General features: G+C 64.9%; 14 protein-coding genes. 8 read left to right on the forward strand and 6 right to left on the reverse strand.

The annotated features are described in order from the left end of the window. Positions 1–415: 415 nt before the first annotated feature. A complete protein-coding gene (xerD, locus tag M2650_RS08120; RefSeq protein WP_249473183.1) occupies positions 416–1,369 on the reverse strand; it encodes a site-specific tyrosine recombinase XerD in 954 nt (317 codons plus the stop codon). 47 nt (positions 1,370–1,416) lie between these two features. On the opposite strand from xerD, the gene M2650_RS08125 reads away from it, so the two are divergent. Further along, the gene (locus M2650_RS08125; protein ID WP_249473184.1) at positions 1,417–1,917 is read left to right on the forward strand and encodes an RDD family protein; all 501 of its coding nucleotides are present in this window, start codon (positions 1,417–1,419) and stop codon (positions 1,915–1,917) included. A 777-nt stretch (positions 1,918–2,694) separates the two neighbouring features. Here M2650_RS08125 and lptG read toward each other — a convergent pair. Both lptG and lptF read right to left on the reverse strand, forming a co-directional pair. After that, a complete protein-coding gene (lptG, locus tag M2650_RS08130) occupies positions 2,695–3,798 on the reverse strand; it encodes an LPS export ABC transporter permease LptG (protein ID WP_249473186.1) in 1,104 nt (367 codons plus the stop codon). Further along, positions 3,795–4,877, reverse strand: a complete 1,083-nt coding sequence (gene lptF, locus M2650_RS08135) for an LPS export ABC transporter permease LptF (protein ID WP_249473188.1) — start codon at positions 4,875–4,877, stop codon at positions 3,795–3,797. Before lptF ends, lptG begins: the two co-directional genes overlap by 4 nt. A gap of 245 nt (positions 4,878–5,122) precedes the next feature. On the opposite strand from lptF, the gene M2650_RS08140 reads away from it, so the two are divergent. The 4 genes from M2650_RS08140 (at position 5,123) to M2650_RS08155 (ending at position 11,766) form a co-directional block, all read left to right on the forward strand. Next, positions 5,123–6,610 carry a leucyl aminopeptidase gene (locus M2650_RS08140; protein ID WP_249473190.1) on the forward strand — a complete coding sequence of 496 codons (1,488 nt, stop codon included), beginning with the start codon at positions 5,123–5,125 and terminating at the stop codon, positions 6,608–6,610. Positions 6,611–6,688: 78 nt separating this feature from the next. Continuing rightward, positions 6,689–7,114: a DNA polymerase III subunit chi gene (locus M2650_RS08145; protein ID WP_249473192.1), complete on the forward strand. Its 426-nt coding sequence runs from the start codon at positions 6,689–6,691 to the stop codon at positions 7,112–7,114. Positions 7,115–7,271: 157 nt separating this feature from the next. Beyond that, complete coding sequence (locus M2650_RS08150; protein ID WP_249473193.1) at positions 7,272–10,259, forward strand: valine--tRNA ligase; 2,988 nt, start codon at positions 7,272–7,274, stop codon at positions 10,257–10,259. 289 nt (positions 10,260–10,548) lie between these two features. Further along, positions 10,549–11,766 (forward strand): acyltransferase family protein, encoded by a 1,218-nt coding sequence (locus tag M2650_RS08155; RefSeq protein ID WP_249473194.1) that lies wholly within the window; start codon positions 10,549–10,551, stop codon positions 11,764–11,766. On the opposite strand, the gene rimI is transcribed toward M2650_RS08155, so the two are convergent. From rimI to pssA, 3 genes are read right to left on the reverse strand one after another with little or no spacing between them, the layout of a single operon-like run. Continuing rightward, complete coding sequence (gene rimI / locus M2650_RS08160; protein WP_249473195.1) at positions 11,700–12,188, reverse strand: ribosomal protein S18-alanine N-acetyltransferase; 489 nt, start codon at positions 12,186–12,188, stop codon at positions 11,700–11,702. The two genes, M2650_RS08155 and rimI, sit on opposite strands and share 67 nt — an antisense overlap. Beyond that, entirely contained in the window at positions 12,185–12,454 is a 270-nt protein-coding gene (locus M2650_RS08165; RefSeq protein ID WP_249473196.1) for a hypothetical protein, read from the reverse strand. Before M2650_RS08165 ends, rimI begins: the two co-directional genes overlap by 4 nt. Then, positions 12,451–13,224: a CDP-diacylglycerol--serine O-phosphatidyltransferase gene (gene pssA / locus M2650_RS08170; RefSeq protein ID WP_249473197.1), complete on the reverse strand. Its 774-nt coding sequence runs from the start codon at positions 13,222–13,224 to the stop codon at positions 12,451–12,453. The genes M2650_RS08165 and pssA overlap by 4 nt, the downstream gene beginning before the upstream one ends. Positions 13,225–13,335: 111 nt before the next feature. On the opposite strand from pssA, the gene M2650_RS08175 reads away from it, so the two are divergent. The 3 genes from M2650_RS08175 to M2650_RS08185 all read left to right on the forward strand — a co-directional run bounded on the left by M2650_RS08175 (position 13,336) and on the right by M2650_RS08185 (position 15,919). Further along, positions 13,336–13,731 carry a DUF4124 domain-containing protein gene (locus tag M2650_RS08175; protein ID WP_249473198.1) on the forward strand — a complete coding sequence of 132 codons (396 nt, stop codon included), beginning with the start codon at positions 13,336–13,338 and terminating at the stop codon, positions 13,729–13,731. Between the two features lie 19 nt (positions 13,732–13,750). Then, entirely contained in the window at positions 13,751–14,026 is a 276-nt protein-coding gene (locus tag M2650_RS08180) for a DUF4124 domain-containing protein (RefSeq protein WP_249473199.1), read from the forward strand. 198 nt (positions 14,027–14,224) lie between these two features. Then, the gene (locus M2650_RS08185; RefSeq protein ID WP_249474310.1) at positions 14,225–15,919 is read left to right on the forward strand and encodes a proline--tRNA ligase; all 1,695 of its coding nucleotides are present in this window, start codon (positions 14,225–14,227) and stop codon (positions 15,917–15,919) included. The last annotated feature ends 865 nt before the right edge of the window (positions 15,920–16,784 follow it).

The following is a 16,784-nucleotide window of genomic DNA, read 5'->3' on the forward strand; positions in this document are numbered from 1 at the left end:
CCAGCGGACCTGCTTTCGTCGCAGGTGACCTTCTTACGCAGGTACTAGATTTTGATTCGCAGTCTATGGGTGACGTGGCTTTTGCGGAGTTGCGCTAAGGAGGCATTCTGGTCGATCGCCTCGGATCTGAATGTCGAAGCGAGGGAGGAATCCCGAGCGCTGGCAAGCGGTGGCCAAGAACACGTCGCCAAGACCCCTTTCAAAGGCCCTTTTCTTTGGCGATAGCTCTTTTTAGGCCCCACAAAAAGAAAGCATGCCTCTGAGCTTGCCGAAGGGTCACTCGGCCGCGGGTTTAGCGGACGAAACCCCGGCCTGAAAGGCCGGCAGGTCGCCACAAACCCCTAGCCAAGGCAGCGGAGCGAGCTCGGTTCTACAGTGCAGGAGCAAACGCGCTGAAATTAGAACCAGACTCGGCCTAGCCGCGCGGATGGTGCTTGGCATGCAACTGCTTGAGCTGCTCGCGCGCCACCAGCGTGTAGATCTGGGTGGTCGACAAGGAACTGTGGCCCAGCAGCATCTGCAGCGCACGCAGGTCCGCGCCGCGGTTGAGCAGGTGCGTGGCGAAGCTGTGCCGCAGGCCGTGCGGGCTGACCTTGGCCGGGTCGATGCCGGCGGCGCCGGCATAGCGTTTGACGATCTGCCAGAACTGCTGCCGCGACGGCGGCGCGCCGCCCGCGCCGACGAACAAGGCCGCCACGCTGCGCTTGCCGGCCAGTGCCTGACGCGATTGCGCCAGATAACGCTCCAGCCAGTGCTGCGCCTCTTCCCCCAGCGGCACCAAGCGCTCTTTGCTGCCCTTGCCCATCACCCGCAATACGCCCTGGCGCAGGTTGACGGCAGTCGCAGGCAGATGGACCAGCTCGCTGACGCGCAGCCCGCAGGCGTACATCAGCTCGAGCATCGCGCGGTCGCGCAAGCCCAGCGGAGAATCGACGTCGGGCGCATCCAGCAGGGCGTCGATCTGGCTTTCGGCGAGCGCTTTGGGCAACGAGCGCGGCAGTTTGGGCGGATCGAGCAACGCGGTGGGATCGTCGCTGCGATCGCCGCGGCGCACGCGATGCGCGAAGAACGCGCGCAGCGATGACAGCAGCCGCGCGTTGCTGCGTGCCGAATAGCCGGCGCGCGCGCGCGAGGCCAGGTATTCGAACAGCGCGGCACGGTCCGCGCCGGCCAAGCCGCCGCCCCGGCCTTCGCGCCAGCGCGCATAGCCTTCGAGATCGCGGCGATAACTATCCAGCGAACTGCGCGCCAGACCGCTTTCGGCCCAGGTGGCGTCGATGAAAGCCTGGATCGCGGCATCGTCGGCGTCGGGCGTCGGCGGCAAGGCGTTGGCGGACTTGCGGCGGTCGGCGGGCGTGCTGGCAACCATGCCGCCAGCTTAGCGATGCGCGCCGCGCGCGGCTATGCTGATGCGCTATGGAAGAAGCCGACCCCCTCGCCACAGAACCCCGTGCCCCCGGATCGAATCCACGACAGGCTTTGATCGGCTGGCGCTGGCTCGCCCTGCTCTACGATCTGTGGCCGGCGCTGGCGTTATGGATGCTGGCTTCGCTGGCCTTCACCGTCGGCTATACCGTGGCCGGTCATTCGCCCCGGCAGAACATCGCGCCGCTCAGCGCGCTGCAGATCGAACTTTGGATCGTGTGCTGGCTGCTGACCGGCGCCTACGCGACGATCAGCTGGCGGCGCGGCGGACAGACCTTGGGCATGCGGCCCTGGCGGCTGCGCGTGGTAGCGCGCGACGGCGGCTGCCCGAGTTGGCGCGCGTTGTGGTTGCGTTATTCGATAGCGACGCTATCGCTGCTGCCTGCCGGCCTCGGCTTCTGGTGGGCTTGGATCGATCGCGATCGATTGACCTGGCACGACCGCGCGAGCCGCACGCGCATGCTGCGCGAACCTAAGAAGCTAGCTCCGTAGGGACGGCCTGCTCTCCTGCTTTATGCGGTCGACGTTGGGAGCCGGGAGAAGATTTGCTTTTGCTCTGTGTGGAGCGAAGCTTGCTCCGCTGCCTTTGCTTGGGGGTTATGGCGACCTGCCGGCCCTTTGGGCCGGGGTTTCGTCCGCTCAAACCGCGGCCGAGTGACTTTCTTTTTGTGGGGCCCTAAAAGAACAGTAACCAAAGAAAAATGGCCTTTGGAAGGGATCCCGGCGATGGGGTTACCCCGTGTGCTTGGCCACCGCTCGCCAGCGCTCGGGATTCCTCCGTCGCTTCGACATTCAGATCCGAGGCGATCGACAAGAACTACTCCTTAGCGAAAATCCGCAAAAGCCACGTCACCCATAGGCTACGAATCAAAATCTAGTACCTGCGTAAGAAGGTCACCTGCGACGAAAGCCGGGCCGCTGGCGGACTTTTAGTTGCGACGCATCGCACCGCAGTTCAGGCCCTTTCTTGGGTTACTTTCTTTGGGCCAGCAAAGAAAGTGACCCGGCGCAGCCGGAAGCTTTTGTCCATGGCGCGAGTCGCAGCGCACCTGCGAGGACGCGGGCCTGGGTCCCGGCCTTCGCCGGGATGACGGCTTAGGGGCAAGAGCAAGATGGGTCCCAGCGTTCGCTGGGATGACGGCTTAAGAGCGAACGGCTTAAAAGCGAACGGCTTAAAAGCGAACGGCTTAAAAGCAAGGGCAGCGGAGCAAGCCCCGCTCTACAAAGCGGGAGCAAGGGCAGCAGAGCGAGCTCCGCTCTACAAATCGTTTAGCCCGAGCGGCGGCGGAACAAGTAGGCCGAGATCGCCAGCATCAGCGCCGGCGGCAGCAGATAGGCCAACCTGAAATCGAACTTGAACACACCGGCCAGCTGCACGAATTGTTCCTGCAGCATCCAGAACCCCAGCGCGAACACGATGCCGACGAACAGGCGCTTGCCCAGGCCGCCGCTGCGCAGTGTGCCGAACGCGAACGGGATCGCCGCCAGGCACAAGGCCAGCACGTTCAAGGGATAGAACCAACGCGCCCAGTAGTGGCGCTCGAATTCGCTGGCATCCAGGCCGTTGCGCTTACGGTAATTGATGCTGTCGCCCAATGCGGTCGCACTGAGGTAGCGCGGCCGCGCGACGCTGGCGGCAAGCGCCGTGTCGTCGAGCTGGGATTCCCATTTTTCCTCCGCGACCTTGCTGCGCACCACCGACTTGGCCTCGAAACGGGTGCGGTTGACGTCGCGCAACAACCAGCCGCCCGGCCGATGCTCGGCCACCGCAGCGTGCGCCAGCGATTGCAGGCGACCTTCCTTGGAGAATTCGTAAAGGCGCACGTCGCGCAGTTCCAGCCAACGGTCGTCGCCGTCGCTCATCTCCTGCCCGGTCTGCGCATTGAGGAAGATGTCGCCCTCGCGCGCCCACAGGCCCGAATATTCGGCGACGATCAGATCCTTGGACTTGGCCGCCGCCTTCACCGCATCCGCGCGGCGCTGCGCCCAGGGCGCCAGCGTTTCGCCGTTCACCACCATCAGCGCGGTCAGCAACGCCAGCGATAGCGCCACGGCGATGCTCAGCCGCCGCCGCGACAGGCCCAGCGCGCGCAACGCGGTGAGTTCGGAAGTCGCCGCCAGTTGGCCCAGCCCCATCAGCGAACCGATCACGGCCGCGGTCGGGAACAGCGTGTAGGCGCGCCGCGGCAAGGTGTAGCTGACCGTCGTCAACGCGGTGAAGAAGTTGTAGTCGCCTTTGCCCAGGTCGCTGATCTGCGGCACCAGGCCGCCGATGATGAAATCCAGGCCCAGCAGCACCATCCAGGTCAGCAGCACCGTGGCCAGCACCACGCGGCCGATATAGAGGTCGTGCAGTTTCGGGAACGGCCTCATTTCTTCCGCCTCAACTGCCAGAAGCGGCCATCGCGCACGTACAGCCACGTCGCCAGGGCCAGCACCGGCAGCAGCAACCACCATAGTCCGAGGATCATCGGGATCTTGCCGTCGGTCAGCGCCTGCGTGCCCAGCATCATCAGGTTGACGCAGACGATGTAGCCGAGGAAGCCGATCGCGATCCGGCCATAGCGCGCCTGCCGCGGCGAGCTGCGCGCCAGCGGCAACGACAGCAGCATCAACGCCAGCGCCATCAGCGGCGGCGCGATGCGCCAGTGGACCTGCGCGTGCGCCTCGCGGCGCGGATCGCCGAACAAAGCCGTGGTCGGCATCAGTTCCGGATCCTCGTCGTCGCGCACGTCCTCGCGGTCGGGCATGCGCAGCTCGTTGCTGGCGTAGCGCATCATCCGGTAGTCCAGGCCCTCGCCGAGCGGGCCTTCGACCTGGAAGCCGTCTTCGAGCCGCAGATAGCGATCGCGTTCGCCCAACAGAGACAGGCCACCGTGCGCGGCCGTGGTCACGTCCAGGCGGTCTTCATGCTGGCGATAGACGAAAATGCGGCTGAAACGGCTGCCGTCGTTGGACATGCTGCCGAGGTAGACCACCCCGCCGCCGCCGGGCAGCTCGGTGAAGCGGCCCGGTTCCAGGCCGACCAGCAGCAGGCTGCGGTTAGCCTCTTCGATCATCTGGTGCGAGAACCGGTCCGCCCACGGCCCCAGCCAGAGCGAGCACAGCGCGATCACCGCGATCACCGGCGCGGCGGCCAGCAGCAGCGGTTTGAGCAGCCGCTTGGGCCCGACCCCGATCGCGGCCAGCACCGGCATCTCCGAATCGCGGTACAGGCGGCCGATCGAGAGCAGCAGGCCCAGCATCAGCGCCAAAGGCAGGATCAGCGGCAGCCACTTGATCACCTGCAGGCCCAGCTGCGACAGCATCATCACCGCCGGCAGCTTGCCGCGCGCGATGTCGCCCAGCACGTCGGCGAAGATGCCGCCCAAACTGACCATCATCAGTATCACCAGCGCCGCGAACACGGACTGGGCGAACTCGCGGAACAGGTATTGGTCCAGCTTGGGCATCGATGCGCTTGTCTGCGGTGGTGGGAACGGGCCTGCGGCGGTTTCGTCCGCCGGTGGCCGGCCCGGCAGGTCCACCGCCATCGAAATCAAGCGGTTAGCGCCCGATCCGGCGAAGCAGCGGGCCCGTCGCGGCGTATCAGGCGCTCTCGCCCTGATAAACTTGAACGTTCGCTCGTCGGCAATTCCGCCGCTTAAGCCGCCGGAACGCCGAACGATTGTACGGAATCACTGACGGAATCTGTTTGATGGCCCTCGAATTGGAACTGAACCGCGATGCTCCCGCGACCGTGCAGACCGACTGCGTGGTGGTAGGCGCCTTCGCCGACAATACGCTCACTCCGGCCGCGCAGGCGCTCAACGCGGCCAGCGGCGGACGCTTGACCGCCCTGATCGAACGCGGCGACATCAGCGGCAAGACCGGCCGCACCGCCCTGTTGCACGACCTGCCCGGCGTCGCGGCGCCGCGGGTGCTGGTGATCGGCCTGGGCGAAGCAGCCAAGTTCGGCGTGCCGCAATATCTGAAGGCCGTGGGCGACGCCGCGCGTGCGCTCAAGGGCGGCGCCGCGGCCAAGGCCGTGTTCACGCTCTCCGAAGTGGCGGTGAAGGACCGCGACGCCGCCTGGAACATCCGCCAGGCCGCGATCGCCGCCAGCCACGCGATCTACCGCTACACCGCCACGCTCGGCGAGGCCAACAAGGCCAAGAAGGACGAATCGGGCCTGAAGACGCTCGCGATCAGCGGCGACGACAAGCAGGCGCTGGCGCAGGGCCAGGCGATCGCCGCCGGCGTCGCTTTCGCCCGCGAACTCGGCAACCTGCCGCCGAACATCTGCAACCCGGCCTACCTCGCGCAACAGGCGCAGGAATTCGCTTCGCGCTTCGACCAGGCCGGGTGCGAAGTGCTGGAGCGCGAGCAGATGCAGCAGCTCGGCATGGGCTCGCTGCTGGCCGTATCGCAGGGATCGGCCAATCCGCCGAAGCTCATCGTGCTGAAGTGGAGCAACGGCGGCGACGCCAAGCCTTACGTGCTGGTCGGCAAAGGCATCACCTTCGACACCGGCGGCATCAACCTCAAGACCCAGGGCGGGATCGAGGAGATGAAGTACGACATGTGCGGCGCCGCGACCGTGATGGGCACGTTCGTGTCCGCCGTCGGCCTGCAATTGCCGATCAATCTCGTCGTCGTCGTACCGGCCGTGGAGAACATGCCCGACGGCAACAGCTATCGGCCCAGCGACGTGCTCACCAGCATGTCCGGCAAGACCATCGAAGTGGGCAACACCGACGCCGAAGGCCGCCTGATCCTGTGCGACGCGCTCACCTATGCGCAGCGCTTCGAGCCGCAGGCCATGGTCGACGTGGCCACCCTCACCGGCGCCTGTGTGGTCGCACTGGGCAAATACGCCGCCGGCCTGATGAGCAAGCACGACGACCTGTCGGGCGAACTGCTCGCCGCTGGCGAAAACGTGTTCGACCGCGCCTGGCGCCTGCCGCTGTGGGACGAATACCAGAGCCTGCTCGACTCGACCTTCGCCGACGTCTACAACATCGGCGGCCGCTGGGCGGGCGCGATCACCGCCGGCTGCTTCCTGGCGCGCTTCGCCGAAGGCCAGCGCTGGGCGCACCTGGACATCGCCGGCGTGGCCAACGACGACGGCAAGCGCGGCATGGCCACGGGCCGTCCGGTGGGTTTGCTGAGCCAGTGGTTGCTCGATCAAGCGGGGGATTCGTAATTCGGGATTCGGGATTGGAAAAACCGCCCCTCCCGCTTTGGCGAATCCCTAATCCCTAATCTCGAATCCCTCTCCCGCATGCCCCGCGCCGACTTCTACCTGATCGCCAAAGACCGCTTCAAGGCCGAACCGCTGCGCCTGGTGTGCGAACTGGCGCGCAAGGCCTACGATGCGAACCTGTGGACGCTGGTGCTGGCGCGCGACACGGCGCAGGCCGAAGAACTCGACGAATTGCTGTGGGCGTTCGACGACGACGCCTACATCCCGCACCAGGTCGCCGGCACCGACGACGAAGACGAGCTGACGCCGGTGCTGATCGCCGCGCCGGAAACCGATGCGCCCCTGCGGCCTCTGGTGATCAACTTGCGCGACGGCGCGGTCGACGGCAGCTTCGAACGCGTGCTGGAAGTGGTGCCCGCGGACGAATCGGCGCGCGGTCCGCTGCGCGAGCGCTGGACCCAGTACAAAGCGCGCGGATTGGAAGTGAACAAGCACGACATGTAGCTTTGCTTTAAGCCGTCATTCCCGCGAAGGCGGGAATCCAGTGACTTTGAGCCTCTCAAGGGCCGACAGTCTTCGGAAGGAACGGTAAGCAAGAGCGAAAGTCACTGGATTCCCGCCTTCGCGGGAATGACGGCTAAAAACAGAAGCACGAGCGACGATGACCACCCTCAGTTCCGGCTACGAGCCCAAAACCTTCGAAACCCGCCTCTACGCCGAGTGGGAGAACAGCGGCGTATTCAAGCCGCAGGGCGAGGGCCCGACCTACACCATCCTGCTGCCGCCGCCGAACGTCACCGGCACGCTGCATATGGGCCACGCCTTCCAGCACACGCTGCAGGACGCGCTGATCCGCTACCACCGCATGCGCGGCTACCGCACCTTGTGGCAGATGGGTACCGACCACGCCGGCATCGCGACCGAAATGGTGGTCGGCCGCAACCTCGCCGCCGAAGGCAAAGGCGAAACGCGCGATTCGCTGGGTCGCGAGAAATTCATCGAAAAGGTCTGGGAATGGAAAGCCCAATCGGGCGACACCATCGAGCGCCAGATGCGCCGCCTTGGCACCTCCGGCGACTGGTCGCGCAGCATGTTCACGATGGATCCGATGGCGGCCGACGCGGTGACCGAGGCCTTCGTGCGCCTGCACGAACAAGGCCTGATCTACCGCGGCAAGCGCCTGGTGAACTGGGACCCGGTGCTGAAGACCGCGATCTCCGACCTGGAAGTCGAGAACCGCGAAGTGCCTGGACACATGTGGCATTTCAAGTATCCGCTGGCGGGCGGAGAAACTTACGAGTACGTCGAACGCGACGCCGACGGCAACGTCACCTTGCGCGAGACGCGCAACTATATCTCCATCGCGACCACCCGCCCGGAAACCATGCTGGGCGACGGCGCGGTGGCGGTGCACCCTTCCGATGCGCGCTACGGGCCGATCGTCGGCAAGCTGTGCGAGATCCCGGTCGGCCCGAAGCGGCACCGGCGCCTGATCCCGATCATCGTCGACGACTATCCCGATCCGCACTTCGGCTCGGGCGCGGTGAAGATCACCGGCGCGCACGATTTCAACGACTACCAGGTCGCGAAGCGCAACGGCATTCCGCTGTACGCGCTGATGGACGAGCAAGCGCGGATGCGCACGGACGGCCTGTCGTACGCCGACAGCGCCGCCATCGCCGGCCGCGCGGCGCGCGGCGAGGACATCGGCGACGCCTCCGCCGTGAACCTGGTGCCGGACGAGCTGCGCGGCCTCGACCGCTACGAAGCCCGCGCCCGCGTGATCGCCGAGATCACCGCCGAAGGCCTGGCCGTGACCGACGCCGAAGGCGCGCCGCTGGTCGATGCCAAGCCGATCATGCAGCCGTTCGGCGACCGCAGCGGCCAGGTGATCGAACCGTTCCTCACCGACCAGTGGTTCGTGAAGATGGACGATCTGGCGAAGCGCGGCCTCGAACTGGTCGAGGGCACCGACGAAAAGCCGGGCGAGATCAAATTCGTTCCGCCGAACTGGATCAATACCTATCGCCACTGGCTGGAGAACATCCAGGATTGGACCATCAGCCGGCAGCTGTGGTGGGGGCATCGCATTCCGGCTTGGTTCGACGAGGCGGGTAACGTCTATGTCGCTCGCAACGAGGAAGAAGCCATCGCGCAGGCGGCCGAAAAGAGCGGCGGGCCCAGGCCCACCCTACGGCAGGACGCGGATGTGCTGGAGACCTGGTTCTCCTCGGCCATGTTCCCGTTCTCGACCATGGGCTGGCCCGACGCGACGGCGATGCGCGAACGCGGTTTCGAAGACTTCCTCCCGACCAGCGTGCTCGTCACCGGCTTCGATATCATTTTCTTCTGGGTCGCGCGCATGATCATGATGACCGACGCGCTGATCGGAAAAATCCCGTTCCAAGACGTCTACATGACCGGCCTCGTGCGCGACAAGGATGGACAGAAAATGTCCAAGTCGAAAGGCAACATCCTCGACCCGCTGGACATCATCGACGGCATCGGCCTGGACGAACTGGTCGCCAAGCGCACCACCGGGCTGATGCAGCCGAAGATGGCCGAGAAGATCGAAAGGGCCACGCGCAAGGAATTCCCGAACGGCATTGCCGCGCACGGCGCCGATGCGCTGCGCTTCACCATGGCCGCGCTGGCCGGCCCCGGCCGCGACATCAAGTTCGATTTGGGCCGCGCCGATGGCTACAAGAACTTCTGCAATAAGCTGTGGAATGCCAGTCGCTTCGTGTTGATGAACACCGAAGGGTTCAGCGCCTCGGGAACCCCTCAACCGAAGACACCTGCTGAGCATTGGATTCTTCGTAAACTCGAAGATCTTTGCGAAGAAATTCCGCGTTACTTTGAGCGAGGCATGGGAGATGAAGAGAACATCTACCGCTTCGACCTCGCCGCTCAATCACTTTACGAATTTGCCTGGCATTGGTACTGCGATTCGTTTGTAGAAGCGAGCAAGCAGGCTCTGAATGGGCCAGATGCCGAGGCGGCCGCAAGCACTAGACACACTCTGCTTTATGTACTGGAAAGCATTCTGCGCCTACTGCACCCATTGACCCCGTTCGTGACCGAAGAACTGTGGCAACAAGTAGCGCCCAGACTTCAAATCGGCGGCAAGAGCATCAGTCTGCAGAAATACCCGCAGGCACAAGGCATTGCCGATCGAAATGCGGCCTCGGATTTCAGCTGGGCCCTTTCGGCCGCCCATCAGATCCGCGCTTTGCGCAGTCAGATGAATATTGCTCCTCTCAAACTTGTACCGCTAATAGTTGAGGGCGAACTTGATGACCCTTATCAAATCGTTCGACATCAGGACGCCTTGAAGTTCTTAGCCAAGCTTGACTCCATTCGCGTACTGCCTGCTGGTGAAGCCCTGCCTGCTTCGATGCTGATTCCACTTGGAAAACTCAAATTCCACATCCCTCTAGAGGGCCTGGTCGACCTGGATGCCGAGCGCACGCGTTTGGATAAGGAAATCAAGCGCGTCGGAGGCGAAAAGGCAAAGTCCGAAAACAAGCTGGCCAGCGGTACTTTCGTAAGCAACGCACCGGCCGCGGTGGTGGAACAGGAGCGTCAGCGCCTGACCGATTGGACGGCGCAACTCGAAGCATTGACCGCTCAGCGCGCGCGTCTCTGATCCTAAGTCATTACGGGAGCCGCGTTAATCGTGGCCCTTTCTTAACGTCATCGCGAGCGAAGCGAGGGATATGCTCACGAGTCGCCGTGAAAGCAGATCCCTCGCTTAGCTCGGGATGACAATCGTTAAAGGCAGCCGCGAGCGCTTCCTTCCGCACCAACCAAACCTCTGACTTAACACACACCGCGAGGTATCGATCACCGCCCGCCGCGGCGTGGCCGTTTCTACGCGCGAATCCGTCTTGTGACCCGCCCTGCCCTGGCGCAGATCGTAGACGGAGTCCGATCAGATGAATACCGGCACATCGCCGCGCCTGAAACTGTTCGCGGCCGGTCACGACAACAATTTCAATCTGATCCGATTCATCGCCGCATACTCGGTTCTTATCAGCCACAGCTTCCCGCTTTCGGCCGGCATGGGCACCTATGAACCTTTCGCGCGCATCGGCTATTCGCTAGGCGGCATCGCAGTCGATGTGTTTTTCGTGACCAGCGGGTTCCTGGTCACGGCGAGCTTGCTTCGTTTGCGCGACAACCGCGCCTTCCTCAGCGCAAGAGCTTGGCGCATCCTGCCGGGGCTGGCGGCCATGGCTTGGCTGACGGCATTCCTGCTCGGCCCATTGCTCACGACAGCGGCGTGGTCCGAATACTTCACCAGCACCAAGCCCTATCAGTTCGCCGTCAATAACGTCCTGCTGCTATTGGGACTGGAATATCGCCTTCCGGGCGTGTTCATCGGACAACCCGTGAGCGGCATCGTGAACGGGTCGCTGTGGACGTTGCCGGTCGAAGTGAAATGCTATCTCGGCCTGGCGTTGCTATGGTGGATCTCGCGCAAGAGCAAGCTGCCGCGCGAGAAGTTCGTACTCCGTACCACGTTGTTCATCGTACCGGTGTCCTTGGCGATGTTCTGGATCGTGCACGCCGGGCGGCTCGACAACTTCGCGTCAACACTTGCGCGCATGCGGCTGGGATGGATCGCCGATTGGCACAGCTTTCGCCTGGCCTTCATGTTTTTCAGCGGAGCGCTGTATTGGCAATTGCGCGACCACATTCCCATGACCTTGCCGTTGCTGCTGGTGTGCGTGGGCGGAATGATGTCGGCGGCCGTCTGGCCATCATTGTTCTTCTGGATCTATCCGCTCACGCTCGCATATCTGGTGCTGTACGTGGCGTACGTGCCGAAAGGACGGCTGCTGCAGTTCAACCGCCTGGGCGATTATTCGTATGGCATATACATTTATGCGTGGCCGATGCAACAGGTGAGCATCAAACTGGTGCCTGGCATCGGGCCTTGGGGCCTGATGTTGTGCGCTACGGCAGCGACCTTACTTCTGGCGGTGTGTTCGTGGCACTTCATCGAACAACCCGCGCTCGCACGCAAGAAACGCGCTTTGAAGCGCTGGGCGACTATAGCCCACGAGAAAGGCGAAAACGCGCGTCAGGGATCGGAAAACAATTCCATCGCCATCACCAACGCATCCTCGCGCCCGTCCTTGGCCGGGTAATAGCGCGGGCGGCGGCCGATCTCGTTGAAGCCTTCGTCGTGGTACAGCGCGATCGCATTCGGATTGGACGGGCGCACTTCCAGGAACATGCGCCGCACGCCGCGGCCGCGGGCGATCTGCAGCAGGGATCGCAATAGCCGGCGGCCATGGCCGCGGCCCTGCGCTTCGGGCGCGGTGCAGATGTTGAGGATGTGCGCCTCGTCGGCGGCGATGCTGAGCACGCCGTAGCCGATGATCCGGTCGCGCTGGATCAGCACCCACGCCGGATAGTCGGCGCGCAGGCAGTCGCGCAGGATGCCGCGCGTCCACGGAAACGGATACGCGCGTTGTTCGATCGCGATCACTTCGTCCAGGTCGTCCTCGCGCATGGGCCGCAGCGCGGCGGCGCCTCCGGCATCGGCGTCGATCGCGACCGCGCTCATCCGCCGGCTTCCCGCCGCAAGGCCCGCAACCGCGGCCAGAGCGAGCGCTTGCCCGCAGGATCGGCGCGCAGGCGCTGCGCTGCGGCCAGCATCGGCTGCAAGGCGGCATCGCCGGGGTCGCGGTGTCCGGCCGCGCGCAGCACCGCGCGTTGCAGGGCTGTCATCGTGGCTGGATCGGGCGGCGGCGGCGATTCGGCGCCGCCCAGCCGGTACAGCGTATGCCCGAGCGCATCGAGCGCATCGCGTTGGAACGCGTCCCAACTCATTGCGGCGTTTCCATCGTGACGATCCGGCGGCGCTTGAACCAGAACACCGGTCCGGACAGCGCATACAGGCTGGCGGCGACCAACAGCGTTTTGGGCGGATCGATCCACAACGCGATCAGCACCGCCACCGCGATCAGCAACGCGAAGAACGGCACGCGCTCGGCCTTGGGCCCGCTGCCGCTGCCCTTGAAGCTGTTGTAGCGCAGGCGGCTGACCATCAGCAGCCCGGCGACCACCGACACGGCGACCGCGGCATAGCGCAGTTCTTCGCCGGTCAGGCCCAGGTCGTGGCAGGTCCAGACGAAGCTGGCCATCAGGCCCGCCGCGGCCGGGCTGGCCAAGCCGATGAACCAGCGCTTGTCGACTTGCGCCACCTGGCTGTTGAAGCGCGCCAGACGCAGGGCGGCGCAGGCGGCGTACAGGAAGGCGGCCAGCCAGCCGATCCGGCCGGCGGTCAGGCCATCCAGCTTCAATTCGACCAGGGCCCAGTGGTACATCACCAGTGCCGGCGCCATGCCGAAGCTGACCAGGTCGGCCAGCGAGTCGTATTGCACGCCGAACTCGCTCTGGGTATTGGTCAGGCGCGCCACGCGGCCGTCGATGCCGTCCAGGATCGCGGCCACGAAGATCGCCACGCAGGCCGCCTCGTAACGCCCCTGCGAGGCGGCGATGATCGCGAAGAAGCCGGCGAACAGGCCGCCGGTGGTGAACAGGTTCGGCAGCAGGTAGATGCTGCGCGACCGTGGGCGGGGCGGTAGGGTTTCGGTCATGAACAAAGTGTAGCCGCTCGGCCGCATGCCGAAGCTGTGACCGAACCGACTTGCGCCCGCCAGGCCGCGGTGCTGCAATCCCCGCCCTATCCGCCCCCGCAGGAAAACCGCATGCAACGTCTGGCCCTAGGAATGATGCTGGCCCTGGCCGCCGGCGCCGTATCGGCGCAATCGGGCGCGGCCTACCAGTGGAAGGACGCCAATGGCGTCACCCACTACTCCAGCACTCCGCCGCCGAGCGGCACCTACCAGACAAGGGCGGTCAACGACCACGGCGCCAGCATCGCCGCGACTGCGGCCGCCGCCGCACCCGCCGAAGACCCGCAATGCGCCACGGCGCGAGCCAACCTGAAGCTGTTGCAGGGCAAGGGCGGCGTGCAGATCGACAGCGACGGTGACGGCAAGCCGGACCGGCCGCTGACCGAAGCCGAGCGCGGCGACCAGGCCGCCCTCGCCGAGGCCACGCTGAAAGCGAATTGCGGCACGGCGGCGTCCGCCAAGCCCTGACGGCCTGACGCTTTCTGGCATGCGCCTGACCTGGGCTCTCGCCGTCGGGCTGGCATTCGGCATCGGCCTGGCCTGGTGGCTTTCGCGAGACACGCCCGAAGAGGCCGCGCGCAAGCAGGCCCGCGCCGAGCGCGCGGCCGCGGCCAACGCCGAAGACGCCAGGCCGGTGTTGTACCGATGGGTCGACGCCGATGGCGTGGTGCAGCTGACCGACAAGCCGCCCAAGGGCCGCAAATACAAGAAAATCGATATGAATCCGCAGCCTGGCATGCAGGTCGACGGCAGCCGTCAATAGCTACGTTTGTTTTTGCGGGGGGCTTCAGCCCCGATTGAGACGTAGGACGTAGCCCGGGTAAGCGCAGCGCACCCGGGACCACGTCGCGGCGCGTTCCCGGGTGCGCTGCGCTTACCCGGGCTGCGCCCTTCCCATAGTTCCAGTGACACGCTTTGCTGCATGGCACAATGCCAGGCCCTGTTCCATGAAGCCGCACCGATGCGCCTGTCGCGATTCCACCTGCACACCACCAAGGAAACCCCCGCCGACGCGGAGATCGCCAGCCACCGGCTGATGCTGCGCGCCGGCATGCTGCGCAAGCACGCCGCCGGCCTGTACACCTGGTCGCCGCTGGGCCTGCGCGTGCTGCGCAAGGTCGAGCGCGTCGTGCGCGAGGAAATGGATCGCGCCGGCGCGATCGAAGTGTCGATGCCGACCATCCAGCCGCGCGAGCTGTGGGAAGAGACCGGTCGCTGGGAAAAGTTCGGCGGCCAGCTGCTCAAGATCAAGGACCGCAAGGACGCCGAATATTGCTACGCGCCCACCGCGGAAGAAGTGATCACCGATTTCGCCCGCGGCGAACTGTCCAGCTACAAGCAGCTGCCGGTCAACTTCTACCAGGTGCAGACCAAGTTCCGCGACGAGATCCGCCCGCGCTTCGGCGTGATGCGCGCGCGCGAATTCCTGATGAAGGACGCGTACTCGTTCCACCTGACCGACGAGGACCTGGCGCGCGAGTACCAGAACATGCACGCGGCCTATAGCCGCATCTTCGCGCGATTGGGCCTGAAGTTCCGCGCGGTGCAGGCGGATTCCGGCGCGATCGGCGGCGACGCTTCGCAGGAATTCCACGTGTTGGCGGATTCGGGCGAGGACTCGATCGCGTTCTCCACCGGTTCGGACTACGCCGCCAACATCGAAGCCGCGCAGGCCGCCGCGCCCGGCGCGCGTCCTGCGGCGGGCGAAGCGATGCGCAAGGTCGACACGCCCACGCAGAAGACCTGCGAGGACGTTGCCGCATTGCTAGGCATCGCACTGGCGCGCACCGTGAAGTCCGTGGCGGTGATGACGGACGACGGTTTCGTGCTCGCGCTGGTGCGCGGCGACCATGCGGTCAACGAGATCAAGCTGCGCAAAGCGCCGGGCCTGGGCGATTATCGCCTGGCGACCGAAGCCGAAATCCTCGAGTACCTGGGCAGCGAGCCCGGTTTCCTCGGCCCGATCGGCGCGAAGCAGGCGATCCGCGTGATCGCCGACCGCGAAGTCGCGGCCATGGCCGATTTCGTGGTCGGCGCCAACGAGGCCGGCTACCACCTCGCCGGCGTCAACTGGGGCCGCGACCTGCCCGAGCCGGAAATCGTGGCCGACATCCGCAACGTGGTCGAAGGCGACCGCGCCATCGACGGCGGCGAGCTGCGCCTGGCGCGCGGCATCGAGGTGGGCCATGTATTCCAGCTCGGCCGCAAGTACGCCGAAGCGATGAACGCGACCGTGCTGGACGAAAACGGCAAGGCGGCGACGATGTCGATGGGTTGCTACGGCATCGGCGTGAGCCGGATCGTGGCCGCGGCCATCGAACAGAACCACGACGAGGCCGGCATCCTCTGGCCCGAGCCGATGGCGCCGTGGCGCGTGGCGGTGTGCGTGATCAATCCGAAGAACGATGCGAACGTGTCCGCCGCTGCCGAAGCCCTGTACGACGAGTTGAACGCGGCCGGCATAGAAACGGCGCTGGACGACCGCGGCCTGCGCCCCGGCGCGATGTTCGCCGACATCGAACTGATCGGCATTCCGCATCGCGTGGTGGTGTCCGAGCGCGGGCTTGCGGCGGGCACGTTCGAATACCGCGCACGCAGCGCCGGCGAATCCGAAAACCTGGATCGCACGGCATTGTTCGCCAAGTTGACCCGCTGACCGCGCGACAAGACGCCCCGCTCTTGTAGAGCGGGATTTGCTCCGCTGCTGTTGCTTTCAGGCCGTCATCCCCGCGAAGGCGGGACTGCGGAGGCCAAAGGCCGTAGCGAACATCTGCGTCAGCGGATGGCCCGGAGGGCGAGCGAAGCGAGTAACCCAGCGCCTTGGCTTGTCTCCCCCTCTTTGAAAAAGAGGGGCCGGGGGAGATTTGCTGTTGCTCTGTAGCGCGGAGCTTGCTCCGCTGCCCTTGCTTGGGGGTTCTCGCGACCTGCCGGCCCTTCGGGCCGGGGTTTCGTCCGCTAAAACCGCGGCCGACTTACTTTCTTTTTGTGGGGCCCAAAAAGAGAAGTCACCAAAGAAAAAGGGCCTTTGGAAGGTGTCCCGGCAAGGGGTTACCCCGTGTTCTTGGCCACCGCTCGCCAGCCCTCGGGATTCCTCCGTCGCTTCGACATTCAGATCCGAGGCGATCGACAAGAACTACTCCTTAGCGCAACTCCGCAAAAGCCACGTCACCCATAGGCTGCGAATCAAAATCTAGTACCTGCGTAAGAAGGTCACCTACGACGAAAGCAGGTCCGCTGGCGAACTTTCAGGTGCGACGCATCGCACCGCAGTTCAGGCCTTTTCTTTGGTTACTTTCTTTGGGCCAACAAAGAAAGTGACCCGGCGCAGCCGGAAGCTTTTGTCCATGGCGCGAGTCGCAGCGCAAGCCGCCAGGACGCGGGCCTGGATCCCGGCCTTCGCCGGGATGACGGCTGAGGGGCAAGGGCAAGAGCAACATGGGTCCCAGCGTTCGCTGGGATGACGGCATGAGAGCGAACGGCTTAAGAGCTAACGGCCAAAGAGCGAAGTGCTTAAGAGCGAA

It is taken from the genome of Luteimonas galliterrae (assembly GCF_023374055.1).
In the GTDB taxonomy this organism is placed as follows: Bacteria; Pseudomonadota; Gammaproteobacteria; order Xanthomonadales; family Xanthomonadaceae; genus Luteimonas_C; species Luteimonas_C galliterrae.